The organism is Krasilnikoviella flava, assembly GCF_900167525.1.
GTDB classification, from domain to species: Bacteria; Actinomycetota; Actinomycetes; order Actinomycetales; family Cellulomonadaceae; genus Isoptericola; species Isoptericola flavus.
The window spans coordinates 309734-334347 of the sequence record NZ_FUZQ01000002.1 but is presented as its reverse complement, the minus strand read 5'-3'; the positions used below and the strand labels follow the sequence as shown (position 1 = coordinate 334347).

The 24614-nt window shown below is 74.3% G+C and carries 28 protein-coding genes and 1 pseudogene; 10 read left to right on the top strand and 19 right to left on the bottom strand.

Going from position 1 to position 24614, the window contains the following annotated elements; translation table 11 throughout:
• Window positions 1-61: 61 nt before the first annotated feature.
• On the top strand, window positions 62-685 hold the full coding sequence (locus B5Y66_RS06200) for a malonic semialdehyde reductase (protein ID WP_079572518.1): 624 nt from the start codon (window positions 62-64) through the stop codon (window positions 683-685).
• A gap of 76 nt (window positions 686-761) precedes the next feature.
• On the opposite strand, the gene B5Y66_RS06195 is transcribed toward B5Y66_RS06200, so the two are convergent.
• From B5Y66_RS06195 to B5Y66_RS06165, 7 genes are all read right to left on the bottom strand, one after another.
• Window positions 762-1814, bottom strand: coding sequence for a zinc-binding dehydrogenase (locus B5Y66_RS06195; protein WP_079572516.1), 1053 nt, complete (start codon window positions 1812-1814; stop codon window positions 762-764).
• 75 nt (window positions 1815-1889) lie between these two features.
• Complete coding sequence (locus B5Y66_RS06190) at window positions 1890-2786, bottom strand: sulfurtransferase (protein ID WP_079572513.1); 897 nt, start codon at window positions 2784-2786, stop codon at window positions 1890-1892.
• Window positions 2783-3379, bottom strand: coding sequence for a ribosomal protein S18-alanine N-acetyltransferase (rimI, locus tag B5Y66_RS06185; protein ID WP_079572511.1), 597 nt, complete (start codon window positions 3377-3379; stop codon window positions 2783-2785). The genes B5Y66_RS06190 and rimI overlap by 4 nt, the downstream gene beginning before the upstream one ends.
• The gene (gene tsaB, locus B5Y66_RS06180; RefSeq protein ID WP_079572508.1) at window positions 3376-4107 is read right to left on the bottom strand and encodes a tRNA (adenosine(37)-N6)-threonylcarbamoyltransferase complex dimerization subunit type 1 TsaB; all 732 of its coding nucleotides are present in this window, start codon (window positions 4105-4107) and stop codon (window positions 3376-3378) included. The genes rimI and tsaB overlap by 4 nt, the downstream gene beginning before the upstream one ends.
• 89 nt (window positions 4108-4196) lie before the next feature.
• On the bottom strand, window positions 4197-4757 hold the full coding sequence (gene tsaE / locus B5Y66_RS06175) for a tRNA (adenosine(37)-N6)-threonylcarbamoyltransferase complex ATPase subunit type 1 TsaE (RefSeq protein WP_079572506.1): 561 nt from the start codon (window positions 4755-4757) through the stop codon (window positions 4197-4199).
• Window positions 4754-6013, bottom strand: coding sequence for an alanine racemase (gene alr / locus B5Y66_RS06170; RefSeq protein WP_079573250.1), 1260 nt, complete (start codon window positions 6011-6013; stop codon window positions 4754-4756). Before alr ends, tsaE begins: the two co-directional genes overlap by 4 nt.
• Window positions 6014-6084: 71 nt before the next feature.
• Window positions 6085-7113 (bottom strand): pseudouridine synthase, encoded by a 1029-nt coding sequence (locus tag B5Y66_RS06165; protein ID WP_079572504.1) that lies wholly within the window; start codon window positions 7111-7113, stop codon window positions 6085-6087.
• Between the two features lie 33 nt (window positions 7114-7146).
• On the opposite strand from B5Y66_RS06165, the gene B5Y66_RS06160 reads away from it, so the two are divergent.
• A complete protein-coding gene (locus B5Y66_RS06160; RefSeq protein ID WP_079572501.1) occupies window positions 7147-7629 on the top strand; it encodes a glutathione peroxidase in 483 nt (160 codons plus the stop codon).
• A 299-nt stretch (window positions 7630-7928) separates the two neighbouring features.
• Here the strand turns inward: B5Y66_RS06160 and B5Y66_RS22880 are convergent.
• A pseudogene (locus B5Y66_RS22880) lies at window positions 7929-8291 on the bottom strand (class I SAM-dependent methyltransferase); the annotation flags it as partial.
• Window positions 8292-8361: 70 nt separating this feature from the next.
• The gene (locus tag B5Y66_RS06150; RefSeq protein WP_079572499.1) at window positions 8362-9954 is read right to left on the bottom strand and encodes an NAD(P)H-hydrate epimerase; all 1593 of its coding nucleotides are present in this window, start codon (window positions 9952-9954) and stop codon (window positions 8362-8364) included.
• A gap of 102 nt (window positions 9955-10056) precedes the next feature.
• Here B5Y66_RS06150 and B5Y66_RS06145 point away from each other — a divergent pair, with 102 nt between their 5' ends.
• Entirely contained in the window at window positions 10057-11514 is a 1458-nt protein-coding gene (locus tag B5Y66_RS06145; RefSeq protein ID WP_079572497.1) for a recombinase family protein, read from the top strand.
• Window positions 11515-11613: 99 nt separating this feature from the next.
• Here B5Y66_RS06145 and B5Y66_RS06140 read toward each other — a convergent pair whose 3' ends face one another.
• Entirely contained in the window at window positions 11614-12048 is a 435-nt protein-coding gene (locus tag B5Y66_RS06140; protein WP_139820758.1) for a hypothetical protein, read from the bottom strand.
• A 153-nt stretch (window positions 12049-12201) separates the two neighbouring features.
• On the opposite strand from B5Y66_RS06140, the gene B5Y66_RS06135 reads away from it, so the two are divergent.
• The 3 genes from B5Y66_RS06135 (at window position 12202) to B5Y66_RS06125 (ending at window position 15089) form a co-directional block, all read left to right on the top strand.
• Window positions 12202-13005, top strand: coding sequence for a hypothetical protein (locus B5Y66_RS06135; RefSeq protein WP_139820757.1), 804 nt, complete (start codon window positions 12202-12204; stop codon window positions 13003-13005).
• Between the two features lie 185 nt (window positions 13006-13190).
• Complete coding sequence (locus B5Y66_RS06130; protein WP_079572491.1) at window positions 13191-14246, top strand: LLM class F420-dependent oxidoreductase; 1056 nt, start codon at window positions 13191-13193, stop codon at window positions 14244-14246.
• A gap of 9 nt (window positions 14247-14255) precedes the next feature.
• Window positions 14256-15089: an alpha/beta fold hydrolase gene (locus B5Y66_RS06125; RefSeq protein WP_079573248.1), complete on the top strand. Its 834-nt coding sequence runs from the start codon at window positions 14256-14258 to the stop codon at window positions 15087-15089.
• A 6-nt stretch (window positions 15090-15095) separates the two neighbouring features.
• Here the strand turns inward: B5Y66_RS06125 and B5Y66_RS06120 are convergent, their stop codons facing one another.
• Entirely contained in the window at window positions 15096-15446 is a 351-nt protein-coding gene (locus B5Y66_RS06120; RefSeq protein ID WP_079572489.1) for a holo-ACP synthase, read from the bottom strand.
• A gap of 62 nt (window positions 15447-15508) precedes the next feature.
• Between B5Y66_RS06120 and B5Y66_RS06115 the strand changes: the two genes are divergently transcribed.
• Entirely contained in the window at window positions 15509-16345 is an 837-nt protein-coding gene (locus B5Y66_RS06115) for an alpha/beta fold hydrolase (RefSeq protein WP_217700737.1), read from the top strand.
• 15 nt (window positions 16346-16360) lie between these two features.
• Here B5Y66_RS06115 and B5Y66_RS06110 read toward each other — a convergent pair whose 3' ends face one another.
• Entirely contained in the window at window positions 16361-16708 is a 348-nt protein-coding gene (locus B5Y66_RS06110) for a nucleoside triphosphate pyrophosphohydrolase family protein (protein WP_079572487.1), read from the bottom strand.
• Between the two features lie 9 nt (window positions 16709-16717).
• The gene (locus B5Y66_RS06105; protein ID WP_217700736.1) at window positions 16718-17026 is read right to left on the bottom strand and encodes a hypothetical protein; all 309 of its coding nucleotides are present in this window, start codon (window positions 17024-17026) and stop codon (window positions 16718-16720) included.
• Between the two features lie 41 nt (window positions 17027-17067).
• Here B5Y66_RS06105 and coaA point away from each other — a divergent pair, with 41 nt between their 5' ends.
• Entirely contained in the window at window positions 17068-18027 is a 960-nt protein-coding gene (gene coaA, locus B5Y66_RS06100) for a type I pantothenate kinase (RefSeq protein WP_407656376.1), read from the top strand.
• A gap of 15 nt (window positions 18028-18042) precedes the next feature.
• Here coaA and B5Y66_RS06095 read toward each other — a convergent pair whose 3' ends face one another.
• The 5 genes from B5Y66_RS06095 to rplM all read right to left on the bottom strand — a co-directional run bounded on the left by B5Y66_RS06095 (window position 18043) and on the right by rplM (window position 22071).
• Entirely contained in the window at window positions 18043-18726 is a 684-nt protein-coding gene (locus B5Y66_RS06095) for a DedA family protein (RefSeq protein WP_245806959.1), read from the bottom strand.
• A gap of 144 nt (window positions 18727-18870) precedes the next feature.
• Window positions 18871-19572: a peptide deformylase gene (locus B5Y66_RS06090; RefSeq protein WP_407656372.1), complete on the bottom strand. Its 702-nt coding sequence runs from the start codon at window positions 19570-19572 to the stop codon at window positions 18871-18873.
• On the bottom strand, window positions 19569-20933 hold the full coding sequence (glmM, locus tag B5Y66_RS06085) for a phosphoglucosamine mutase (protein WP_079573242.1): 1365 nt from the start codon (window positions 20931-20933) through the stop codon (window positions 19569-19571). Before glmM ends, B5Y66_RS06090 begins: the two co-directional genes overlap by 4 nt.
• A 167-nt stretch (window positions 20934-21100) precedes the next feature.
• On the bottom strand, window positions 21101-21589 hold the full coding sequence (gene rpsI / locus B5Y66_RS06080) for a 30S ribosomal protein S9 (protein WP_079572480.1): 489 nt from the start codon (window positions 21587-21589) through the stop codon (window positions 21101-21103).
• A gap of 32 nt (window positions 21590-21621) precedes the next feature.
• Window positions 21622-22071 (bottom strand): 50S ribosomal protein L13, encoded by a 450-nt coding sequence (gene rplM, locus B5Y66_RS06075; RefSeq protein WP_079572478.1) that lies wholly within the window; start codon window positions 22069-22071, stop codon window positions 21622-21624.
• A 304-nt stretch (window positions 22072-22375) separates the two neighbouring features.
• Between rplM and B5Y66_RS06070 the strand changes: the two genes are divergently transcribed.
• Window positions 22376-22792, top strand: a complete 417-nt coding sequence (locus B5Y66_RS06070; RefSeq protein ID WP_079572475.1) for a DUF5709 domain-containing protein — start codon at window positions 22376-22378, stop codon at window positions 22790-22792.
• A 1-nt stretch (window position 22793) separates the two neighbouring features.
• Here B5Y66_RS06070 and truA read toward each other — a convergent pair whose 3' ends face one another.
• Complete coding sequence (gene truA / locus B5Y66_RS06065; protein ID WP_176168795.1) at window positions 22794-23729, bottom strand: tRNA pseudouridine(38-40) synthase TruA; 936 nt, start codon at window positions 23727-23729, stop codon at window positions 22794-22796.
• A gap of 27 nt (window positions 23730-23756) precedes the next feature.
• Here truA and B5Y66_RS06060 point away from each other — a divergent pair, with 27 nt between their 5' ends.
• Window positions 23757-24602: an ROK family protein gene (locus B5Y66_RS06060; RefSeq protein ID WP_245806958.1), complete on the top strand. Its 846-nt coding sequence runs from the start codon at window positions 23757-23759 to the stop codon at window positions 24600-24602.
• Window positions 24603-24614 lie beyond the last annotated feature (12 nt).

Sequence of the window (24614 nt, the reverse complement as noted above, 5' to 3'; positions counted from 1 at the left end):
TGTGGGGCACGTCACGGCGCCGCGCGGAATCATGCGTCTGCATCTATCAGTTGGAGCAACCATGACCGAGACCCTGACGCACCCCACCACGTCCCTCGCCGTCGGCGACGACGTGGCGGACCTCCTGTTCCGCTCCGCCCGCACCACCTCGCTCTTCACCGACGAGCCCGTCACCGACGAGCAGCTCACCTCCGCCTGGGACCTGGCGAAGTTCGGGCCGACGGCGATGAACACGCTGCCGCTGCGCGTCCTCGTCGTGCGCTCGGGCGACGCCCGCGAGCGCCTCGTGGCCCACATGGGCGACGGCAACAAGGACCGCGTCGCCGGTGCACCGGTCTCCCTGGTGCTGGCCGCCGACCCGGCCTTCCACCAGCACCTCGACACCCTCTTCCCCGCCTACCCGGGCATGAAGGAGCAGCTGGAGCCCGCCGCGGAGGTCCGCGAGCAGATGGCCCGCAACAACGCCCTCATCCAGGCCGGGTACCTCATCGTGGGCCTGCGCGCCGCCGGCCTCGCCGCCGGCCCGATGAACGGCATGGACTTCGACGGTGTCGACGCCGAGTTCTTCGGCGATTCCGGCTGGAAGTCCTTCCTCGTCATCAACGTCGGGCACGCCGAGGGCGAGGGCTCGCCCTACCCGCGCGGCCCGCGCCTGTCCTTCGACGAGGTCGCGCAGGTCCTCTGACCGCGACCCCACGACGCACGGACGGCCCGGCCCCTCGCGAGGGGGCCGGGCCGTCGCCGTCCGGGCATCGTCCCGGCTAGGGCCGCAGCACGATCTTCCCGACGTGCGTCCGCCGGGCGAGCTCCTCCTGGGCCCGGGCCGCCTCGCCCAGCGGGAACGTCGCCGCGACCACCGGCTCGATCTCGCCGCGGCGGGCCACGTCCATCAGCAGGTCGAAGTGCGCGCGCGTGTGCATCGACGAGCCGACCACCTGGGCGTTGTGGAGATACAGACGGCGGACGTCGAAGGCCACCTCGTGCCCGCCGAGCGCGCCGGCGACGACCCACCGGCCGCCCTCGCGCAGCAGCGGCAGCCCGTCGCTCAGCAGGTCTCCGGCGACGACGTCGAGGACGACGTCGACCCCGTCCGGAGCCGCGGAGCGGACCTGCTCGGCGACGTCCTGCGCACGGTCCACGACGGCGTGCGCTCCCGCCTCCCGCACCGCGGCGATCTTCGCGCCGCTGCTGACGGCGAGCACCCGCGCCCCGCGGGCACGGGCGAGCTGGACCAGCGCGAGCCCGACGCCGCCGGACGCGCCCGAGACCAGGGCGGTCTCGCCGGCGCGGAGCCGGCCGCGCTCGATCATGCCGAGCGCGGTGCCGTAGGCGGTCGGCAGGCTCGCGAGCTGGTCGTCCGTCAGCGGCGAGCCCGTCATGTCGTGCACCTGGTCCGCGGGCGCCGTCACGTACTGGGCGTACCCGCCGTCCCGCTCGCTGCCCATGAGACCCACCGGGTTCGCGTCCGGCCCGTCGGCGTCGTAGCTCGCGGGGTCGACCACCACCCGGCGGCCGATCAGGCCCTCGTCCACCCCGGCACCGACCGCGACGACCTGGCCCGCGACGTCCGCCCCCTGCGTGCGCGGGAAGTCCACGGGGCCGCGCCAGCCGGACAGGGCGGCCGGGTCGCCTGGCCTGCCGTAGGCGCCCTCCCGGGTCCACAGGTCGGTGTTGTTCAGCGCGACCGCGGCCACGCGGACCAGCGCCTCTCCGGCTGCCGGGGCCGGGACCTCGACCTCCGCCGTCCGGAGGACCTCCGGCCCTCCGTGGCGGTGGATCCGTACTGCGCGCATCGTCTCGGGCGTGATGGTCATCGCTCGTCCTCCCAGGTATACAGATCGGGATACTTGCGACGCTAGCACGGCTCCGGGTCCGCCCGGAGCGTGGGCCTAAGGACGCTCGCCGGTGGCCACCGGCCGGGTCGGGTCGTTCGACCACTGCGACCAGGAACCGGGGTACAGGCCCGCCGGGATGCCCGCGCAGGCGAGCGCGGCGACCTCGTGGGAGGCCGTCACGCCGGACCCGCAGTACACGCCGACGCTCAGCACGTCGGCGTCCGACCCCGCGCGCAGCCCGAGGTCGGCGAACCGCTCGGCGAGCGCCGCGTCGTCGAGGAACGTGCCGTCGTCGCGGAGGTTCCCGGAGGTCGGCGCGCTGACGGCGCCCGGCACGTGCCCGGCCTGCGGGTCCACCGGCTCCGTCTCTCCCCGGTACCGCTCGACGGCCCGCGCGTCCAGCAGCGTGCCCGACTCGGCCAGCTCCGCGGCGTCGTCGGCGTCGAGCACGGGCAGGTGGCCCGGTCGTGCGACGAGGTCCCCTGGCCGGTGCACGACGTCGCCCACCTCGAGCGCGAACCCCGAGCGCACCCACGCCGGCAGACCGCCGTCGAGGATGCGGACGTCGCGCACCCCGAAGAACCGCAGCAGCCACCAGGCCCGCGCCGCGGACGTGCCGCCGACCGTGTCGTAGACCACGACCCGCGACCCCTCGTGGACGCCCCAGGCACGCGCGCTGCGCTGGAACGACGACGCCGACGGCAGCGGGTGCCGCCCCTCGGCCGGCGACGCCTCCGCCGCGAGCTCGGCCTCGAGGTCCACGTACACGGCGTCCGGCAGATGGCCCTCCAGGTACCGCTCGCGCCCGTCGGTCATGCCGAGCGCCCAGCGCACGTCGAGCAGGACGGGCGCCCCGACCTCCGGGTCGGGCCCGGCGCTCAGCCGCAGGTCAGCCGCGAGCTCAGCGACCGTCACCAGCACCCGCGAGCGGGGCGTGCCGTCGCCCCTCATGAGGCGCCCTCCTGGCGACGCAGGTCCAGCCGCATCGTGAAGGCGTCCTTGTCCTCCGGCTGGTAGTACCGCTTGCGCAGCCCGATCCGCTCGAAGCCGTGCCGCTCGTACAGCGCGAGCGCCGGGGCGTTGTCCACCCGCACCTCGAGCAGCACGGCCTCCGCCTTGAGCTTGCGCGCCCGCTCCACGAGCGCCTCCATGAGCGACCGGCCGACGCCGTGCCGCTGGTAGTGCGGGTCCACACCGATCGTCATGACCTGCGCGACGTCGCCGTCGAACCACAGCCCGGCGTAGCCGACGACCGGCTTGCGGCCGGCCCCGTACACGGCCACGGCGTCCTGCCCGGCGGGCTCGGCGACGACGTACCACCGGCCGAGCGCGGCGAGCTCGTCGGCGAGCATGCCGTACGTCCACGCGCCTGCGCCGAACAGCACCCGCTCGAGCTGGAGCACGCGGTCGAAGTCCGTGCTCGCCAGCGGTCGCAGCCGGCACGTCGGCGCGTACACGTGCTGCACCGTCCGGGGCAGGCCCGGCTGCTCGGTCGTCGGCTGCTCGGTCGTCGGCTGCTCGGTGGTCGGCTGCTCGGTGGTCATGCCAGGCTCCCCGTTGCGGGGACGAGCCGCGGCGACGCGGGCTCCTGCACGTCGGGGCGCCGCAGGTAGAGCGGCTCGGTCGGCAGGTCGTCGCCCGCGGCACGGCGGGCGAGCGCGACGCGGGCCAGGACGGCGGCGTCGGGCACCAGCGGGGCGTCGTCGTCGGCCGGCAGGTGCTCGGGGTAGAGGTTCGCACCCTCGCCCACGACGACGAGGCGGCTGTCGGCGGGCGCCTCGGCGAGGCGGGCCGCGACGTCCGCGGCCTTGTCCACCCCAGGGCCGGCCAGCGTCTCGACGACGGGCACGGCGTGCGGACCCTCGTGCGCGACGACGCGGTAGTGCGCCCAGTAGACCTCCTTGCGGCGCGCGTCGGTCGCGACGAGCACCTCGTCGCCCGGTGTCAGGCCCAGGTCGGCGACGGCCTGCACGGCGACCGCGTCGACGCTCGGCACGCCGAGGACGTCGATCCCCAGGGAGAGCGCCAGGGTGCGCGCGGTGACGAGCCCGACGCGCAGGCCGGTGAATGGTGCCGGGCCGGTGCCGACGGCGACGGCGGTGAGCGCCGTCCGGTCCAGGCCGGCGTCGTCGAGCACCGCGGCCACGAGCGGGCCGAGCGACTCGGCGTGCCGGCGGCGCTCGTCGGCCGAGCGGGCGGCGAGCCGCGCGCCGTCCTCGTCGACGAGAGCCACGGAGACTGCTGCGGAGGTGTCCAATGCGAGAACTGCCACGGCATCAGCCTACGTTTCCCGCGGCCGCTCCGGTGGACGCGCTGGCGACGCACCGGTGACGCACCGGTGGTCGCGTCGAGGGTGACCCGCTAGCTCCTGGTGAGGGCGGCGAGGTCGACGCCGGCCCAGCGCTGCCCGACGCCACGCAGAACGGCGTGCCGGGTGCCCGCCCCGGGGTCGGCCTCGTCGTCGGCGGTCGCGGCGCCGTCGAGGGCACCCCCGGCTGCACCGCGTGGCCGCTCCAGATCGATCTCGAGGCGGTCGTCGGTGAGCGCTTCGGCCAGCCCGCGACCCCACTCGACGACGGTCACGGACTCGTCCAGCGACGTGTCCAGGTCGAGGACGTCCAGCTCGTCGAGGCCGCCCAGGCGGTACGCGTCCACGTGCACCAGCGCGGGGCCGCGCGAGCCGTCGTCGCGCGGCAGCGGCGGGTGCTCGCGCGCCACGATGAAGGTGGGCGACGCCACGTGTCCCCGCACGCCCAGCGCGGCGCCGAGGCCCTGGGTGAGCGTCGTCTTGCCCGCCCCCAGGTCCCCCGTGAGGATCACCAGGTCCCCCGCGCGGAGCACCCCGGCCAGGGCAGCCCCCAGCGCGCGGGTGGCCTCCGCGTCCGGCAGGTCCGTCTCCGTCCGCACGACGACGTCGCTCACCGCTGCACTTCCTTCCTGTCCTCGCTGCTCTCGTCCATGCCCGTGTACAGGCCCGCGTCGAGGCCTGCGTAGACGCGCGGCGCGCGCGCCCCGATGCCCGTGACGATCTCGTAGCTGATGGTGCCCGCCGCGCGCGCCCAGTCCTCGGCGTTCGGCACGACCGCACCGCGGTCGACACCGTCCGAGGCCCCGAAGAGCGTCACGACGTCCCCGGCCCGCTCGGCGGCGCCCGGCCCCAGGTCGAGCACGAACTGGTCCATGCACACCCGCCCGGCCACCCGCAGCACGCGGGCGGTGCCGCCCGCCCCCGTCCCCACCGGGCCGCCGACGCCGAGGCTGCCACCCGACGCGTGCCGCTGGATGCCGTCCGCGTAGCCCAGGGGGACGACGCCGAGGCGCGTGTCCCGCGGCGTCGTGTAGTGGTGCCCGTACGACACGCCGTGCCCCGCCGGCACGTCCTTGACCGTGGCGAGCCGCGCCTGCAGCGTCATCGCGCCCCGCAGACCGTAGTCGCCCGGGGCGCCGAGCTGCGGCACCGGCGAGTGCCCGTAGACGGCGATGCCGGGGCGCACCAGGTCGTAGTGCAGGCGGGGGGCGGTGAGCACGGCGGCGGAGTTGGCGAGGTGCCGCACCTCGAGGGACGCGCCGGCGCGCTCGACGGTGCGGACGGCGTCGTCGAACGCCTCGGCCTGGAGGGCGACCGACGGGTGCCCGGGCTCGTCCGCGCACGCCAGGTGGGACATCACGCCGACCACACGCAGCACGCCCTCGGCCTCCAGCGCGGCCGCCCGGCGCACGACGTCGGGCAGATCGGCGGGCATGATGCCGTTGCGCCCCAGTCCCGTGTCGACCTTGAGGTGCACCCGCGCCGTCTCGCCCGCGGCGCGCGCTCCCGCGGCCACCTCGGCGAGCGCCCACGGCGCCGCGACGCCCACGTCGACGCCCGCAGCGACCAGCCGGCCGAACGGTGCGCCGGGGGCGGCGAGCCAGGTGAGCACGCGGGCGTCGCCGGGCGTGACGCCGCCGGCGCGCAGCGCGAGGGCCTCGGCGGGGACGGCGGTGCCGAGCCAGGTCGCACCGCCCGCGAGCGCCGCCCTCGCCACGGGCAGCATGCCGTGCCCGTACCCGTCCGCCTTGACCACCGCCATCACCGCCGCGCCGGGAGCATGGCCGGCCAGCGCCCGGACGTTGTCGCGCACGGCCGACAGGTCGACGACGGCCCGCGCCAGGAGGTCGTCGGGGAAAGGCGGTGCCACGGTGCTGGGGACGGCGCTCGGGACGGTGCTCGGGGTGGAGCTCGGGTCGGTGCTCACGGTGACCGATTCTCTCACCGCTCGCCCGCCGCTCCGCCGTCGGCGCCGGGTCGGTCGTCGCCGGTCCACGCGACCAGACGGCGCCTGGAGCGGAACTCGCGCGGCTCGCCGCTGAGCGGGTCGACGAACGCGAGCGAGCGGGCGAGCAGCTGCAGGGGGCGCTCCGGGTCGTCGGGCGCGTCCTCCCGCAGCGCGGGCCAGAACGGGTCGTGCAGCAGCGGCAACCCGAGGGACGCCATGTGCAGGCGCAGCTGGTGCGTCTTACCCGTGTGCGGCTCGAGGCGGAAGAGCCCCAGCCCACGCGCGTCGTCCCGCGCGACGAGCGTGACGCGCGACTCCGCGTTGGGCTCCCCCGGCTCCTCCTGGGCGCGCACGACGCCGCGGTGCTTGACGATGCGCGAGCGCACCGTCGTCGTGCCGCCGACCTCGCGCAGGTCGCCGAGCCCCGCGTCCGGCGACGAGCCCGGCTCCGGCAGGGGCGCCACCGCCTCGTAGACCTTGCGCACGGCGCGGTCCTGGAACGCCGTCTGGTAGGCCCCGCGCACCTCCGGCCGGACCGTGAGCACCAGGACGCCGGCGGTGGGCCGGTCGAGCCGGTGCGCGGGCACGAGGTCCGGCAGGCCGAGGGTGGCGCGCAGGTGCACCAGCGCGGTGCGCGTCACCCAGCGCCCGCGCGGCATCGTCGCGACCAGGTGCGGCTTGTCCACCACGAGGAGGTCGTCGTCGCGGTGCAGCACCTCGAGGTCGGCCAGGGCGGGCACCTCCGGCTCGTCGACGGGCGGGTCGCGGTACAGGTAGAGGAAGCCGCGCGGCTCGTACGGGGTGCGGTGGTCGACGACCGCGCCCGAGCCCGTCACCACCTCGCCGGCGGCGAGCTTCTCGCGCAGCCGGGCGGTGTCGTCGACGAACCGTTCCAGCAGGTACTCGGCCGCCGTCGCGTACCGGGCGAGGCTCGCCGGGTCGTGCGGCAGCACCAGCCGGGTGGGGTTGAGGCCGTCGCGCACCGGCAGCGGCGCGCGGTGCTTGCGGGGGCGGGGTGGCACGTCCCCATTGTCGCGCGCGGCATGATGGGCCGTATGAGCCTCTACGACATCCCGTTCGAGCGCATGGACGGCACGACGACCACGCTCGCGGAGCACCGCGACGACGTCGTGCTGGTGGTCAACGTCGCCTCCCGGTGCGGGCTCACGCCCCAGTACGAGGCGCTGGAACAGCTGCAGAAGACGTACGCCGACCGGGGTTTCACCGTGGTCGGCTTCCCGTCCAACCAGTTCTTGCAGGAGCTGTCCACGGACGAGAAGATCGCCGAGTTCTGCTCCACCACCTACGGGGTCACGTTCCCCGTGGTGTCCAAGGTCCGGGTCAACGGCCGGCACGCCCACCCGCTGTACGCCGAGCTGAAGAAGACGCCCGACTCGAGCGGGCACGACGGCCGCGTCCGCTGGAACTTCGAGAAGTTCCTCGTGCTCCCCGGCGCCGAGGTGCACCGGTTCTCCCCGCAGACCGTGCCCGACGCCCCGGAGATCGTGGAGCTCGTCGAGAAGGCGTTGCCGAGGTAGTACGGAGCTCGCCGAGGTAGTTCAGCCTTCGGCGCGGCCCACGACCGGCGCGCGCCCGGGTCGAGCAGCCCCTCGGGGCGGCCGTAGTACGCCTCGCCGAACCGGTCGACGCACCCGAGCGGGATCGGCAGCCCCGTCATCTGGACGTCGCCCCCGAGCCCGGCCGCGACCCGCGCGACCGTGGGATAGCGCCCCGCCTCCGTAGCGATCACCTCGGGCGCGTACTCCTGCAGCCAGAACCGGTCCAGCAGGTCGGGGTCGCACGTCATGACGACCACCGGGCCGGTCGTCACGCGGCGCAGCTCGCGCAGGCCCGCCCCCAGGTCGGTCCACTGGTGCACGGAGAACGTCGTCATGACGGCGTCGAACGTGCCGTCGGCGAACGGCAGCGTCTCGGCCCTGGCGTCCACGGCGGTCGACAGGGACGCCGGCCGGAGGGAACGCATCGTCGCGGACGGCTCGACGGCGGTCACCTCGCGGTCCCGCGGCTCGTACGACCCCGCCCCGGCACCCACGTTCAGCACGGTGCGCCCGTCGCCGAGCGCCGCGGCGATCGCCGCCTCGAACGCCGGCTCGGGGCGGCGGTAGTCGGTGTACCCGCCGCCGATCGTCGCGTAGTCGGCGTCGCCCGCCGAGCCGCCCGTACCCCGCGCGCTCGTCATCGTGCTCCCGTCGTCGTGGACCCTTGTCGACCTCGCGGCCGCGGCCGAGGTGGTCGACGTCAGTGCCCCGTCAAGGTCCCGTCAGCAGCGCCGCGATCTCCGCGGGCACCGCGCCGGCGACGTCGAGCGCCGCCACGGGGCCGCCCGGGTTGGCCCGGTGCGCGGCGCGGCCGTGCACGAGCACCGCGGTGGCGGCGACCTCGGCCGCGAGCGCCGGCTCCTCGACGACGTCGCGCGACCGGGCAGCGAGCATCGAGCCCAGCACGCCCGCGAGCACGTCCCCGGCGCCGGCGGTGGCCAGCCAGCCCGGACCGTCGCCCTGCGCGTACGCCACGCCCGGCCCGACGACGACGGTCACGCCCCCCTTGAGCAGCACCGTCGCGCCGGTGAGCTCGTGCGCCCGGCGCGCCCAGCGCAGCGGCTCGGCCTCCACCTCCGGGCGGCGGACGTCCTCGCCACGCGACCGCAGCAGCGCCGTGAGCTCGCCCGCGTGGGGGGTGAGGACGAACCACGGCGGCACCCTGTCGTCCGGCAGACCGTCCAGCAGGCCGAGCCCGCCGGCGTCGACGACGGCCGGCACGGGTCCGCCGGCGGTCCCGGCGAGCCGGCCGGAGGCCGCCGCGAGCCCCGCCCGCCCGCGCTCGTGCTGCCCGTCGTCCAGGCCGTCGTCCTCCCCCGCCCGGGATGCCTCCGGACCGCCGGGGACACCGGGGCCCACCACCCACGACTGCACGCGGCCGGGGGCCGTGACGACCTCCGGGCGCGCGGCGAGCACCACCCGGCCCACGGCCTCGGAGCCGCGGTAGCGCACCATGCCGGCGCCGGTGCGCACGGCGGCCGTGGTCGTGAGCACCGCGGCTCCGGGATACGTCACCGTGCCCGCGACGACGCCGACCACCCCGCGCGTGTACTTGTGGTCGGCGAGGCCGGGCACGGGCCACGACCTGGCGACGTCGGCAGGTCCCCGCCGCCGCACGGCCGGCGGCGCGGCGAGCTCCAGGCCGATGTCCACGACGGTCACCTCCCCCGCCATGCCGGCCGCCGGCGGCAGCAGGAGGCCGGGCTTGGCGGCGCCGAACGTCACCGTACGGTCGGCCGCCAGCACCGGGCCGGGCACCGTGCCGTCGTCGACCCCGATCCCCGACGGCACGTCCACCGCCACCACCCACGGTGCGGCGACGTCGGCCCCGGCGCGCCGGGCGACCCGGGCCGAGACCGCCCTCACCACCTCCTCGGCGAGGCCGCGCAGCGGGCCGCGGGCGCCGATGCCGACGAGCCCGTCGAGCACGACGTCGGCGCGCGCGGCGTCGTCGACGACCGCATCCAGGGCGGCGGGGGCGGCGAACAGCTCGACGACGCGGCCACCGGCCCGCTCCAGCGCCCGACGCCCCGGGGCGTGGAACCGCTCGGCGACCAGCACCGCCGCGACCGCCAGCCCGCGCCGGGCCAGCACCGCCCCGGCGTGCAGCGCGTCGCCGCCGTTGTTCCCGGCGCCGACCAGCACCACGACCCGCGCCCCGCGGACGGGCCCGCGGCGCGCCGCGACGTCCCGCAGCACGTGCGTGGCGAGCGCGAACGACGCCCGCTCCATCAGGGGTGCCCCCGCCGCGAGCAGCGGCTCCTCGGCGGCGCGGACGGCGGCGGCGGACCAGGCAGAGATCATGGGACGCATCCTGCCGTGGGCGGGGGCCCGACGCGCGCTGCCTGAGGCTCGTCCACGTCACCTCTTGACAGCCGACTTTTCACGGATGCCAGCATCGCCGTCATGAACTGGGACGACGTACCCGACGCTGAGTACCGCCGGATCTCCGACGACAAATCCGGTGAGGGGCGTGGCATCGCTCGCCAGGGCGAAGAAACCGTGGCTCTCGCTGCGGCAGCCGGGCGGACCCTCAGTCACTCTCCATACGTGGACCCCAGCGTGAGCGCGGCCGATGGCGATGCCGTCCGGCCGGCGTTCGAGCGTCTCCTCGAAGACCTCGAGGAGGGCCGGGTCAACGGCGTCGTCGCATCCACGGCAGATCGCCTTGTCCGCCGGTTCGACGACCTTCAGCGACTACTCGACATCTGGGACAGGGCCGCCGAGGGGCCCCGCGTGATCCGACCGATCCTTACAGCGACGCGGGCGTATGACCTTCATGTCCCGTCCGACGTGATGCTCCTCGCGATGGACGTCATGGCCGCCGACCAAGAGATTCGCAGAACTCGGCGTCGGGCCGTCCAATCTCATCTCGACAATGCTCGGCGAGGGCGGGTCGGCGGGGGCCCACGGCCGTTCGGGTGGAATGACGACCGTCGTACCTTGCATCCGGTCGAATCCGCCGCCGTGCAGGGGGCGGTGCGCGATGTCGTGGCCGGGGCCGCCGGATGGGGACAGATCGCGAATAGATGGAACCGCGCAGGCCTACGCACGCCGTTCGACAACACATGGATTGCGTCCAACGTCCGTGCAACGTTGCGCAATCCGCGGCTCGCGGGGATTCGGACCTACAAGGGCGAGCCGGTTGTCCATGAGGACGGGACCTACGTCATAGGCCAATGGCAGCCCATCCTCACGATCGAGCAGTGGGAGACATACTGGGCCGTCGTCGGGCCAGATCGCGGCGTCTCGCGCACGCGAGAGCCACGCCGCTACCTCCTCTCGGGGCTGCTGCGCTGCTCGAGGTGCGCGAAGAAGCTGGTCGGGAAGACCACGTCGACGAAAGGGCTGATCTATGCATGCCCACCGCGCGGGGCGGGCGGCTGCGGGGGCACATCGATCCGGGGCGGTGCGGCGGAGAACCTCGTCGAAGAGCTTGTCGTGCAGCATCTTGAAACCGGCCACGGGACCACCAGCAGGGCGTCGATGGAGTTCACTGGCGACGCCGAACTCGAGGAGATCCGGGCGACCGCCGCGTGCCTGTTCCGCGAGATTCAAGACGGCAAACCGTCCGCTCGACGTCTGACGGCCATCGAGGCACTTGAGGAACGGGAGGCCCTGCTGATGCGCGAGAGAGCCCGGTCGGCCGCGGGAGCTGCTCGCGAGGGAGGAAAGACCGGCGACGTCCGTGCGGCGTGGCACTCCTCGTCCTGGTCCACGAAGCGGTCCGCGATCCTCGACGTGCTGGCCGTTGTCGTCGTGATGCCACCCTCGGGCGCCAACAACAGGGTCGACCCGGACAGACTCGTGCCGACATGGCTCCACGGCGATTCGCAGACTAGAGCGGGCCATCCCTCGGCATAGGCTCACGGCCATGGAGTGGTGCATCTCTTCCGCGCTGATTACGACGCGCTGACCTGCGACGACGCGCGCCCTGCTATCGGTTGCTACGCGACGGCGAGGTCACATGCCTGCCGCGCGCGTGGCGACCGCGCCGAGCACTGCGCCGACGACGTCCGTCGACACCGACAGCGCGGTGCGCGCCATCTTCCGCAGCGCGGATGCGTCATCCTCGTCGTCGACCTGGTCGGCGGCCTGGTTCAGCGCCTCAACGAACCGGTCGACCGCGTCGTCCGCCGACGGGTGCAGTCCAGTGACCACGTACGCCTTCGGGGTAACTTCGTGCACCCAGCCGTGACCGCTGAACCCGCCCATCTCGACGACGTAGCCCGTTCGCGCGAGAGCCGACACGCTGCGCGCGAGTTCGTCTTCGGTGAAGCCAAGCGCCCCACCCACCTCGGTGGGGCGCGTCGATTCGCCTGCGTCCACGCGCCGCGCAATCTCACGCAGCACCGGATAGTCCCTGGCCGTCCACACGTCCTCGAGCTTGTCCGCCATCACGCCACCCCTTCGTCGACACCACCAGCTGGTGCCGCGGACGGTACGCCGCGGGTCCGACAGCCGACGCCGGGCGGATGCCCTGTGACGCTGACGGGGCGGCCCGACCCGGACGCGTTCCTCGTGCCCGGGGCCGTGTTCGTGCCCGGGGCCATGGCGCACCAGCTCAGCGCCGAGCTCATGCTCCCGCTGGGCGAGCCGCGAGGCCGGCACCTCTCCCCCGACGTTCTCGGACTGACCTGGACGACGTCGCCGACCGGCTGGACGACCCTGGACGCCGAGAAGGTCACGGCCGAGGTCGTCACGGAGCCGATGGTGCACCCCACGCCACTCGGGTACCGGGCGCGTGCGACCGAGTTGCGGTCCCTGCGTGGCACGGTGCGCGACCTCGCGCACGCCGCGTCCCGGGTCGTGCATCGGTCGCAGCAACCGCGACGACCCGTCTCCGAAAGCCTGGTCGGCGGCCCGGGCCGCGTTCGTGACTGCTGCGCGCGCGAAGGTCCGCTGAGGGACGCGTTCCTGCGCTTTGTGCACCCTCCACGCGCGTGTGCGTCCGCGAGGATGTCGCCAGCCCGTGGGACGCTGCGACGCATGACGCTCACCATCACCACAGCCACCGTCACGCGGCGCCTGAGCGACGTCGTGCTCGCCTGGACGCTCAGCGACATCCCGCCGGACGACGCGATGGTCACCATGACCATCACCTTCGTCGACGAGGCTGGCGCGAGGATCCGCCAGCTCGGGTTCAAACTGGACTACTCGCGCTGGGTCGCGTCGTTCGTCTTCGACCACGTCGGAGTCCGCAACGAGTACATTCAGGCGAAGCCGCAGCGTGTGGGTGACCGGTGGACCATCGTGTTTCCCCTCGAGGCGCTCGACGGTATCGAGTCCGGCCGGTGGCGTGCGGATCTGTCGGTCGACAGCTACGACGCACCGAGCGTCCACGGCACGCTCTGACCGATCGAACCGGGACGCCGAGCCGCCGTCGAAGCCAGATCCCGCCCATGGGTGCCGCGCTACTCGTCTGCTAACGGGAGTAGCACGGCACCCCGCAAGCCACCGGACCAGCAGGGACGAACAGCCCAGGTCACAGGCCGAATCACGCTGGGCGGGAGCGTCCAGGACTGCCTAGGATCGCGCATATGAAGTTCGGACTCTTCATCCCCCAGGGATGGCGCCACGACCTGACCGATGTTCCACCGGAACAGCAGTGGGAGGTGATGCTCTCCCTTCTTCACTACGCCGACAATGCCGCGGCCGGTGAAGCGGTCCCGGGCGGGGAGTTCGCTTGGTCGTCCGTCTGGGTCTATGACCATTTTCATTCGGTCCCGGTCCCCAGCGCCGAGGCGACGTACGAGGCGTGGACGCTGATGGCGGCGTTCGCGGCGGCGTCCCAGCGCGTGAAGCTGGGCCAGATGTGCACGTGCATGTCGTACCGCAACCCCGCGTACCTGGCGAAGGTCGCCTCGACGGTCGACGCGATCTCGGGCGGCCGCGCGCAGCTGGGGATCGGCGCGGGCTGGTACGAGCACGAGTGGCGGGCGTACGGCTACGGCTTCCCGCGCGCGGGCGAGCGCCTGCGGGCGCTCGACGAGGGCCTGCAGATCATCACGCAGATGTGGCGCACCGGGTCGTCCGGAAAGTTCGACGGCGAGCGCTACCAGGTGGACGGCGCCCTCTGCTACCCGCAGCCGCTCCAGCGGCTGCCGGTGGGCGACGGCGGCGCCGAGGTGCCGAGCATCCCGCTGTGGGTCGCGGGGGGCGGGGAGAAGAAGACCCTGCGCATCGCCGCGCGGTTCGCGCAGTACACGAACTTCGACGGCTCGCCCGAGGGCTTCACGCACAAGTCGGCGATCCTCGAGCAGCACTGCCGCGACGTGGGTCGTGACTTCGGCGAGATCACGCGGTCGTCCGACTACAACGTGGTGATCGGCGAGAACCAGGCGGAGATCGACGACCGGTTCGCGTGGATCGAGTCGCACTTCCGCAAGCACGCCCCGGGCGACAAGGGCGAGCAGGAGATCGCGAACTGGCGCAAGAGCCCGCTCGTCGGGACGCCCGAGCAGGTCGTCGAGGCGCTGACCGACCTCCAGGCCCGCGGCATGACCTACGCCATCACCTACTTCCCGAACGCCGTCGGCGACCGCGACCAGATCGAGCTGTTCCAGCGGCAGGTCGTCCCCGCGCTGCAGGACTGACGGGTGGCCATGGGCACGCGGCACGAGCTCGACCTGCCCGACGGGCGACGGCTGGTCGCGTACGAGGACGGCCCGGCGTCTGCCGACGTCGTCGTCTGGCACCACGGCTCGCCCCAGTCGGGCGAGCTGCTGCCCCCGGTGGTCGCCGCCGCCCGGGCGCGCGGGCTGCGGGTGGTCTCCGCGGCCCGCGCCGGATACGGCGGTTCCACCCGGCTGCCCGGGCGCACCGTGGCCGACGCCGCGGTCGACGTCGGCCACGTCCTGGACGCCCTCGGGGCGGCACGGTGCCTCGCGGTCGGCGCCTCGGGCGGCGGCCCGCACGCCCTGGCGCTCGCCGCGCTCCGGCCCGACGTGGTGTCCGGGGCCGTCACCCTCGCGGGCGTCGCCCCTTTCCCGGGTCGAGGCGGCGACACCGACTGGTTCGCCGGCATGGCCGACGACGGCGGCCTGCGCTCGGCGCTCGACGGCCCGGCCGCTCGCGAGCGGCACGGCGAGACGGCGGAGTTCGACGAGTCGAGCTTCACCGCCGACGACCGAGCAGCGCTGGCGGGGGCGTGGGCCGCGCTCGGCGCCGACGCCGCGCGGTCCGGGCAGGCCTGGCCGGGCGGGCAGGTCGACGACGACGTCGCGTTCGTGCGCCCGTGGGGCGTGGCGCTCGACGCCGTCGCGGCCCCGACCCTGGTCGTGCAGGGCGGCGCCGACCGGGTGGTGCCCCGCCACCACGCCGACCTGCTGGTCGACGCCCTGCCCGCCGCGGAGCTGTGGTTGCGTCCGCGCGACGGGCACATCAGCGTGCTCGCGGCGCTGCCGGTCGCGCTCGACTGGTGGCGCTCCGCCACCTGACCGGGATCAGCCCTCCGCCACCACCATGGCGGAGGCGATGCCGGCGTCGTGGGAGATGGACAGGTGCCAGGCCCTGACGCCGAGCTCGTCGGCGCGCGCCTGCACCGTGCCGCGCAGCTCGACCTCCGGCGGCCCGCCGACCACCCGGTGCACCGTGGCGTCGTGCCAGTGCATGTTCCCCGGGGCGCCCAGCGCCTTGGCGATGGCCTCCTTCGCCGCGAACCTCGCCGCGAGGGACGACGCCGGCAGGTCGCGCTCCGCCTCGGTGAAGAGCTTCTCCCGCAGTCGCGGCGTGCGCTCGACGGTCGCCATGAACCGGGCGACGTCCACCACGTCGATGCCCACGCCGATGATCATGCGCCCAGCCTAGGTCTGTCGCCGGGCGGGGCGTGTGGGCGCCCCGCCGTAGGGTGCCGCCCGTGATCGTCGATGCCGCAGGGTCCCGGGTCCACTACGTCGAGCGGGGCGCGCCGGCAGGGCCTGACGTGCCCACCCTCGTGCTCCTGCACGGGTTCCCCGTGGATCACCGACTCGTGCTCACGGCGTTCGAGGAGGCCTTCGCGGCCCGGCACGCCTGGCGGCGCGTCTACCTCGACCTGCCGGGGATGGGTGCCAGCGCGGCGTCCGGTGTCGCGAGCACGGACGACGTGCTGGCGGTCGTCCGTGCCGCGATCGACGAGCTCGTGCCGGGACCGTACGCCGTCGTCGGCGAGTCGTACGGCGGGTATCTCGCGCGCGGGCTCGTGGCCGCCGAACCGGGCCGCGTGCGGGGCGCCGCGCTGCTGTGCCCGATGATCGTGCCCGAGCACGACAGGCGCGACGTCCCGCCGCACCAGGTGCTGGTCTGCGACGCGGGCCTGCTGCGCGACGTCGGCGCGGACGCCCTCGACGCGGACGACGTCGGCGTCGTGCAGACCCCGGAGACCTGGCGGCGCACCGAGGCCGAGGTGACGCCCGGTCTGGCCGCGGCCGACCCGGAGGCGGTCCGGCGCGTGGCGTCGCGCTACGCCGGGACGTTTCCGCTCGAGCCCCGCCCCTACGGCGGCCCCACGCTGTTCCTGCTCGGCCGCCAGGACTCCTCGACCGGGTACCGCGACGCGTGGCGCGTCCTCGAGCACTACCCGCGCGCGACGTTCGCCGTCCTGGACCGCGCGGGCCACAACCTGCAGATCGAGCAGCCGGAGCTGTTCGGCGCGCTCGTCGGCGAGTGGCTCGACCGCGTCGAGGAGGCGACCGAGGTGGCCGCCTCCGGGTGACCCGTCGCCATAGCCTCAACGGGGCGCCCGCACCCCCGCCTCGTCCTCGGGCTCCACGAGGTGCCGCCAGCGGAACCACTTGCTCTCGAGCTCCGCCTCGAGGTCGACGTCGAACCGCCGCGCGACGAGCAGCAGCTGCGCCAGCACGTCCGCGAGCTCGGCCCGGAACGCGGCATCCACCTCGCCGGCGCCCTCGCCCCGGTCCCGCGACCGTCCCGACCGCGCGAGGTACGCCTGGGTGAGCTCCCCGACCTCCTCGTGCAGCTTCAGCACCAGCCAGTCGTCCGTGCGGGGGACGCCGAAGCGCCGCTCGTACACCCGCGAGATGATCTCGACCTCGTCGCCCAGCGCCCTCAGTTCCACACCCCCACCCTAGGGACCCGGGCACCGCGTCAAGGTTCGGGCACCCCCCGCGCCGGGAGCCAGGGCGAAGGACGCCCGTCGCCGCCAGCGCGCGCCGTCGAACTCCAGCAGCACCACCTCACGGACGACGGTGCGCACCGGCAGGCCGGCGATTTCGCGCAGGCCGTGGCGGACCGCATCGTCCACCGCCGTGGCGGGCAGGAAGGGGAACAGCACGGTGACGTGCGCGGGCACCCCGAACGAGGCCGAGGAGTCGAGGGCGGCGCGCCCGAGTTGCAGGTCGAGCCGGTGCCTCGGGCAGAATCGTGCAGGTGGCACCGCAGTCCTCCGACACCGCACCCGGCCCGGCCCCCCAGCCGCTGGGCGAGCACCTGACCCGGCTCGCGCCGGCGTCCCCGTACGTCGACCTCGACCGAGCGGCCTGGAGCCGCCTGTCCGCGTCGACCCCGCTCCCCCTGACCGACGCCGACGTCGAGCGCCTGCGCGGCCTGGGCGACCCGATCGACCTCGCCGAGGTGGACGCCGTCTTCCGCCCGCTCTCACGCCTGCTCAACCTGTACGTCGCCGCGAGCGCCGGGCTGCACCGCGCCACGTCGACGTTCCTGCACGAGGAGCCGCCGCGCACGCCCTACGTCATCGGGGTCGCGGGGTCGGTCGCCGTCGGCAAGTCCACGACGGCCCGCATCCTGCGGGAGATGATGGCGCGCTGGCCCGACACCCCGCATGTCGAGCTGATCACGACCGACGGCTTCCTGTACCCGAACGCCGAGCTGCAGCGCCGCGGGATCATGGACCGCAAGGGCTTCCCGGAGTCCTACGACCGTCGCGCCCTGATCCGCTTCCTGTCCCGCGTCAAGGCCGGGCAGGCCGAGGTGCGCGCCCCCGTGTACTCGCACGTCGTCTACGACATCGTCCCGGGCGAGGAGGTCGTGGTGCGCAAGCCGGACGTGCTCATCGTCGAGGGCCTCAACGTGCTCCAGCCGGCGCGGCCGTCGGCGGTGGACGAGTCGACGGTGGCGGTGAGCGACTTCTTCGACTTCTCGATCTACGTCGACGCGCGCACCCGCAACATCCGCCAGTGGTACGTGGAGCGCTTCCTGCAGCTGCGCAAGACGGCGTTCAGCAGGCCGGAGTCGTACTTCCGGCGCTACGCCGACCTGTCCGACGCGGAGGCGACCGAGCGGGCCCTGTCCATCTGGGAGTCGATCAACGCCCCCAACCTGGAGCACAACGTGCTGCCGACCCGGGGCCGGGCCACCCTCGTGCTCACGAAGGGGTCCGACCACTCCGTGCAGCGGGTGCGACTGCGCAAGCTCTGAAGACGCTGGCCCGACTCACGCGGCGCGCGACGTCGGCTCCGCGTCGGCCTCGTCCTCGTCGTCGTCCGCCGGGACGGGTTCCGACTTCGGGGCTCCGGCGAGCCGCTGCACCACCTGGTCGACGAGGACACCGAGCAGGATGCCCGCGACGACCCCCACGGCCATCGCCAGCAGCGTGTTGTGGCCGAGCCAGGACGCTGCCGCGAGGCCGATCAGCATCGAGTAGATGCCCCAGGTCACCGCGGCGATCCCGGAGTAGAACATGAAGCGGCGCCGCGGGTAGCCGACGGCCCCGGCGGTCATGTTGACCGCCACCCGGCCGATCGGCACGTACCGGGCGGCGAGGATGAACGACGCGCCCCGGTGGTCGAGGGCGTGGCGCGCCCAGGCGACGGCCTTGCGGCCCCGCGCGGAGCGCAGGAAACCGAAGCGCTCGGTGCCGACGGTGCGGCCGATCTGGTAGGCGATCTGGTCGCCCGTCCAGGCGCCGGCGATGGCCAGGACCAGGACGCCGGGCAGCCACGGCACGCCCTCGGAGTGGGCGAGCACGGTGAGCGTGATCACGACGGACTCGCTGGGGATCGGCGGGAAGAACCCGTCGATCGTCGCGAAGACGTACATGGCCGGGTAGATCCACAGGGACGCGCCCAGATCGAGGACCCAGCCCTCGAGCTGCACCAGCATCGTCGACAGGTTCACCAGGTCGGTCCCTCGGTCCGTCGGCCGGGAGGAGCTCCTCCGGCGGTCGCACGACGCCGGGCGGCGTCACGACACCAGCCTAGGCGGAACCTGCCCACCGGCTGCATGGGGATTTCCCCCGGTTCCACCCTGAGCGCCGAATGTTCACCCCTGTTCCACAAAGCCCAGGTCGACGACCTGGCCATAGCGCACGAGGTTCTCGTTCGAGGTGAGCGTGCGCAGGCGTGCGTGGTCGAGGTAGAGCTCGCCCGCCAGGTGGTCCGTCTCGTGCTGGACGATGCGGGCCGGCCAGCCCGCCAGCACCTCGTCGACGGGCGCACCGGTCTCGTCGCGACCCGTGAGCCGCACCCGGCGGTGCCGCGCCACGACGGCCTGCCAGCCGCTCACGGACAGGCAGCCCTCGTGGAAGGCGGCCCGCTCGGGCTCCCCGCCCGGCCCGGGCAGGGGTTCGTACCGCGGGTCGATCAGCACGCGGTACGGCAGCGGTGTCCGCTCCCGCGGGTCGTCGACGCTCGTCCCGGCGTCCTCGACGACGGCGATCGCCAGGCCGATCCCGACCTGCGGCGCCGCGAGCCCGACGCCCGGAGCGGCGTGCATGGTGCGCCGCATCGCGTCGAGCAGGCGCGGCAGGACGTCGCCCAGCTGCCCCGTGTACGGGGCCGCCGGGCTGCGCAGCACGGGGGCGCCCGCCTGCACGATCGGCAGCAGGCCTCTCCCGGGCCCGTCCGCCTCGGCGTCGGAGCGGTCCAGCAGGTCGACGACGGCGGAGCGCAGCGCCTCGTCGACGCCCTCCGCCGGCGGGGCGTCGCCCGGCGCGAGCCCATCGGCCGCGCCGCCTTCGGTCACAGGGCGAGCCGGTCGCGCACGACGGCGGCGAGCCTGTCGGCCACGCCGTCGGCCTGGGTCTGGGTGGCGGCCTCGACCATGACGCGCACGAGCGGCTCCGTCCCCGACGGACGCAGCAGCACGCGGCCCGTCTCGCCGAGCTGCGCCTCCGCGCTCTCGACCGCGGCGCGCACGCCCTCGTCGTCGGCCGCACGGGCCTTGTCCACGCCCTTGACGTTGACCAGGGTCTGCGGCAGCCGCGGGACGTCGCCGGCGAGGTCGGCCAGCCGCCGTCCGGTCGCCTTGACGCGGGCCGCCAGGTACAGCGCCGCGAGGACGCCGTCCCCGGTCGTCGCGTGATCGGCGAGGATGATGTGGCCGGACTGCTCGCCCCCGATCCCGTACCCGTGCGCGCGCATCTCCTCGAGCACGTACCGGTCGCCCACGGCGGTCCGCACGGTGGTGATGCCCGCCTCCCGCATGGCGAGGACCAGGCCGAGGTTGCTCATCACCGTCACGACGAGCGTGTCGGACGGGAGCCGTCCCTCTTCCTTGAGCCCGCGCGCGAGGATGCCGAGGATCTGGTCGCCGTCCACGAGCACTCCGCCGTGGTCCACCGCGAGGCACCGGTCGGCGTCGCCGTCGAACGCGACGCCGAAGTCGGCCTCCGCGGCCACGACGACGGCCTGCAGCTGCTCCGGGTGGGTGGAGCCGGCCTTCTCGTTGATGTTGCGCCCGTCGGGGCTCGCGTTGATGACGACGACGTCCGCGCCCGCCTCGCGCAGCGCCTCCGGGCCCACCTGGCTCGCCGCGCCGTTGGCGGCGTCCACCGCGATGCGCAGCCCCTCCAGGGGCCGCACGTCCGTCGTCGTGCCGATGCTCGCCACGAGGTGCTCTACGTACCGCTGGGCGGCAGTGCCGGTGTCGGAGCGCATGCGCCCGACGTCCGCGCCGACAGGGCGCTCCCACTCCTGGCCCAGCCGGGCCTCGATCTCGTCCTCGACGTGGTCGGCGAGCTTGAGCCCGCCGCGGGAGAAGAACTTGATGCCGTTGTCCGGCATGGCGTTGTGGGACGCCGAGATCATCACGCCGAGGTCCATGTCCATCGCCTCGACGAGGTGGGCGAGGGCCGGCGTCGGGAGCACGCCGAGGTTCACGACGTCGACGCCCGAGCTGGCGAGCCCGGCCCCGACGGCGGCGGACAGGAACTCGCCCGACGCCCGGGGGTCGCGCCCGACGACGGCGCGCGGGCGGTGCCCGGAGAACTCCCCTGACGTGCCGAGCACGTGCGCGGCCGCGCTGCCGAGCCCGAGGGCCAGGTCCGCGGTGACGTCCCGGTTGGCCAGGCCACGGACCCCGTCGGTGCCGAACAGTCGCACGATGTCTCCTCCTCCGGGCGCGGCGGCGGATCCGCTCTGGCACCCACGACGTCCCCGCGGACGCCGCACCGATCGTAGCCGGACGTGCGGACGGCCCCGCCGGAGAGTTCCGACGGGGCCGTCCGTGACGCTGACGTTCCTGTCGACGCGTGTCGGACAGGAGCGCTGGATCAGCGCTTCGAGTACTGCGGCGCCTTGCGCGCCTTCTTGAGACCGGCCTTCTTGGACTCGACCGCACGCGGGTCACGCGTGAGGTAGCCGGCCTTCTTCAGCGCGGGACGGTTCGCCTCGGAGTCGATCCCGTTGAGCGCACGGGCGATGCCCAGGCGCACAGCACCGGCCTGGCCCGAGGGGCCACCGCCGGAGATGCGGACGATGACGTCGAAGCGACCCTCGACCTCGACCAGCTTCAGCGGCGAGTTGACGAGCTGCTGGTGCACCTTGTTCGGGAAGTAGTCCTCGAGGGTGCGACCGTTGATCTTCCACGTCCCGGTGCCGGGGACGAGGCGCACGCGCGCCACGGCCTCCTTGCGGCGACCGACTGCGGCGCCGGGGGCGGTGATGGACTGGCCGCCGTCCGCGACGGGCGCGGCGGACTCAGAGGTGTAGGTGCTGGGCGTGTTCTCGTCCAGCTCGGTGTCGACGGTGGTCTCGGCCACTGTGAATCCTTCGCTTTGCATCCGGCAGCGGCTCAGGCCTGCTGCGAAACCTGGGTGATCTCGAACGGCTTGGGCTGCTGCGCCGCGTGCGGGTGCTCCGCGCCGCGGTAGACCTTCAGCTTGCCCAGCTGGTCGCGACCGAGGGACGTCTTCGGGATCATGCCGCGCACGGCCTTCTCCACGGCCCGCTCGGGGTTCTTCTCGAGAAGCTCGCCGTAGTTGACCGAGCGGAGGCCGCCCGGGTAGCCGGAGTGGCGGTAGGCCAGCTTGGTCTCCCGCTTGTTGCCGCTCAGGGCGACCTTGTCCGCGTTGATGACGATGACGAAGTCACCACCGTCGACGTGCGGGGCGAAGGTCGGCTTGTGCTTCCCGCGCAGGAGGATGGCGACCTGGCTCGCCAGGCGGCCGAGGACGACGTCGGTCGCGTCGACGACGTGCCAGTCGCGCTGGACGTCGCCAGGCTTGGGGGTGTAAGTACGCACGGTTGCGTCACCTTTTCATGTTCGGTGTCGTCGGGCGAGAAGCGGCGCCCGAAGAGTCAGGTGTTGTGCGCGGGTGCTCCGGGTGGCGTCCTGGCCGAGGCATCGTCGGGTGCGAGTGGGCGCGCTGACGACGCGGGACGCCGGAGGCATAGCACAACGACGAGTCAGTTTAGCGGCGCAGCGGCACCATGGTCAAAGCGAGACCGGTCACGCCGGGCGCGAGCCCGGTGCGGCCCCGCCCGAGCACCCGCCCTGGGTCTCCCGTCTCGTTGCAACGACCTGGCTCCGGGTGCACCGTGGTGACATGACCCAGGAGACACCCGGCACGACCCCGGACCCCGAGACGGGCGCGGAGGGCGACGAGGACCAGCTCCCCCAGGAGGACACCCTCGGCGACCCGGACCTCGACGACGTCCTCGACGAGGGCTACTCGCCGCTGGAGCGCTCCCGCTCGAACCACTGGGGCGAGACGGCGTGGGAGGAGTCCGCCGGCGAGCCGCTGGACCGGCGCCTCGCGGAGGAGCAGCCGGACGACTGGGACCGCGACCCCCTGGACCGTCCGGACACGACTCGTGCCGGCCGGCTCGCCGAGGACCGCGACGCCGACCCCGACGACGAGGGCGGCGTCCGGGACAACGACATCTACGGCGAGGACGCCGGCATCGACGGCGCAGGCGCCTCCGCGGAGGAGGCCGCCGTCCACTGGGTCGAGGAGCCGTAGGTCAGCCGGCGTCGACCTCGTCCGGGTCGCGCCTCGCGCGGACCCGCTCGGCCCGCGCGGCGAGCTCGTCGTCCTCCGGGTACGCGACGTGCTCGAGGACCAGGCCCCGGGCGGCGACGACGCCGGCCGCCGCCGACCGCGAGCGGCCCGCCAGGACCTGCGCGGGGGCGTCCGCGTCGCGCCGCCCCTCCCCCACGGCCAGCGACATGCCGACCAACGCGCGGACCATCGAGTGGCAGAACGCGTCGGCCTGCACGGTCGCGACGGCCAGCCCGGCGTCCGGGCCCTCGTCGGGGCGCTCCCACGACAACCGCGTGAGCTCGCGGATCGTCGTGGCGCCCTCGCGGGGCTTGCAGAACGCGGCGAAGTCGTGCAGCCCGACCAGCGGCTGCAGCGCCCGGTGCATCGCCTCGACGTCGAGCGGGCGCCGGTGCCACAGCACCCAGTCGCGGCGCAGGGGGTCGCGCAGGGCGGGACGATCCGCCACGCGGTAGACGTAGCGGCGGTGCATCGCGGAGAACCGCGCGTCGAACCCGGCGGGTGCCTCGGCGGTGCGGTGCACGACGACGTCGGGCGGCAGCACGCCGGCCAGCCGGTCGGCGAGCGCGACGCCGGGCTCCCGGTCCGAGCGCCCCGGCAACACCTCCCAGAGCTCGCGCGGCACGTCGACGTGCGCCACCTGGCCGCGGGCGTGCACGCCCGCGTCGGTGCGCCCGGCCACCGTGAGCCGCGGGCGGGGCAGACCGAGGGGCCCGGTGCGCAGCACGGTCGCGAGGGCGTCCTCCAGCACCCCCTGCACGGTGCGCAGGCGCGGCTGGGTGGCCCAGCCCGCGAAGTGGGTGCCGTCGTAGGCGAGGTCGAGCCGCACGCGGAGGGTGTCGGCGGGCGGCCCCGGGGGCGCGGTCGGAGGGGTCGGCGCGGGTGTCGGCGTGCTCACCACCCCATTGTCGCCGGATGATGTCCCGTGATGGTCGACTCAGGCGCCACGGCGCGCACCCCCGGAACCCTGCCCGACGGCGGGACGGACACGTCCCCGGCCCGGCCGCCCGCGCCGTCCGACGTGCTCACCCTCGCCGTCGACTGCGGCGGCGGGGGCATCAAGGCGGCGGTGCTCGACTCGGCGGGCACCGCGCACGCGGCACCGGTGCGGGTGCCCACGCCGTACCCGTTGCCCCCGCGCCTGCTGCTGGACACCGTGGCTGGCATCGCCGAGCGGCTCCCCGCCGCGCACCGGGTGACGCTCGGGATGCCCGGCATGATCCGGCACGGCGTGGTGGTGCACACCCCGCACTACATCACCCGGTCAGGGCCGCGCTCCCGGGTGCTGCCGGACCTGGTCGAGGCGTGGGCCAGCTTCGACGTGCGCGGAGCCCTCGCCCGGCGCCTCGGGGTGCCGGCGATGGTGCTCAACGACGCCGAGGTGCACGGCGCCGGTGTCGTCGCAGGTTCCGGGGTCGAGCTCGTGCTCACGCTCGGCACCGGGCTCGGGTCCGCGCTGTTCGACGGCGGACGGCTCGCTCCGCACCTGGAGTGGTCGCACGCGCCCGTGCGTCGCGGCGCGACCTACGACCAGTACGTCGGCGAGCCCGAGCGGCGACGCCTGGGCGACGGCCTGTGGTCTCGGCGCGTGGTCGCCATGATCGACGGGCTGCGGCCCGTGTTCCTCTGGGACCGCCTGTACCTGGGCGGCGGCAACTCCCGTCGCATCACGCCGAACGCCCTCGACCGGCTGGGCGACGACGTCGTCGTCGTGCCCAACTCGGCCGCGCTCGTCGGCGGGGCGCGGGCCTGGGACCTGCCGCTGGCCTGACACCAGGCGCCC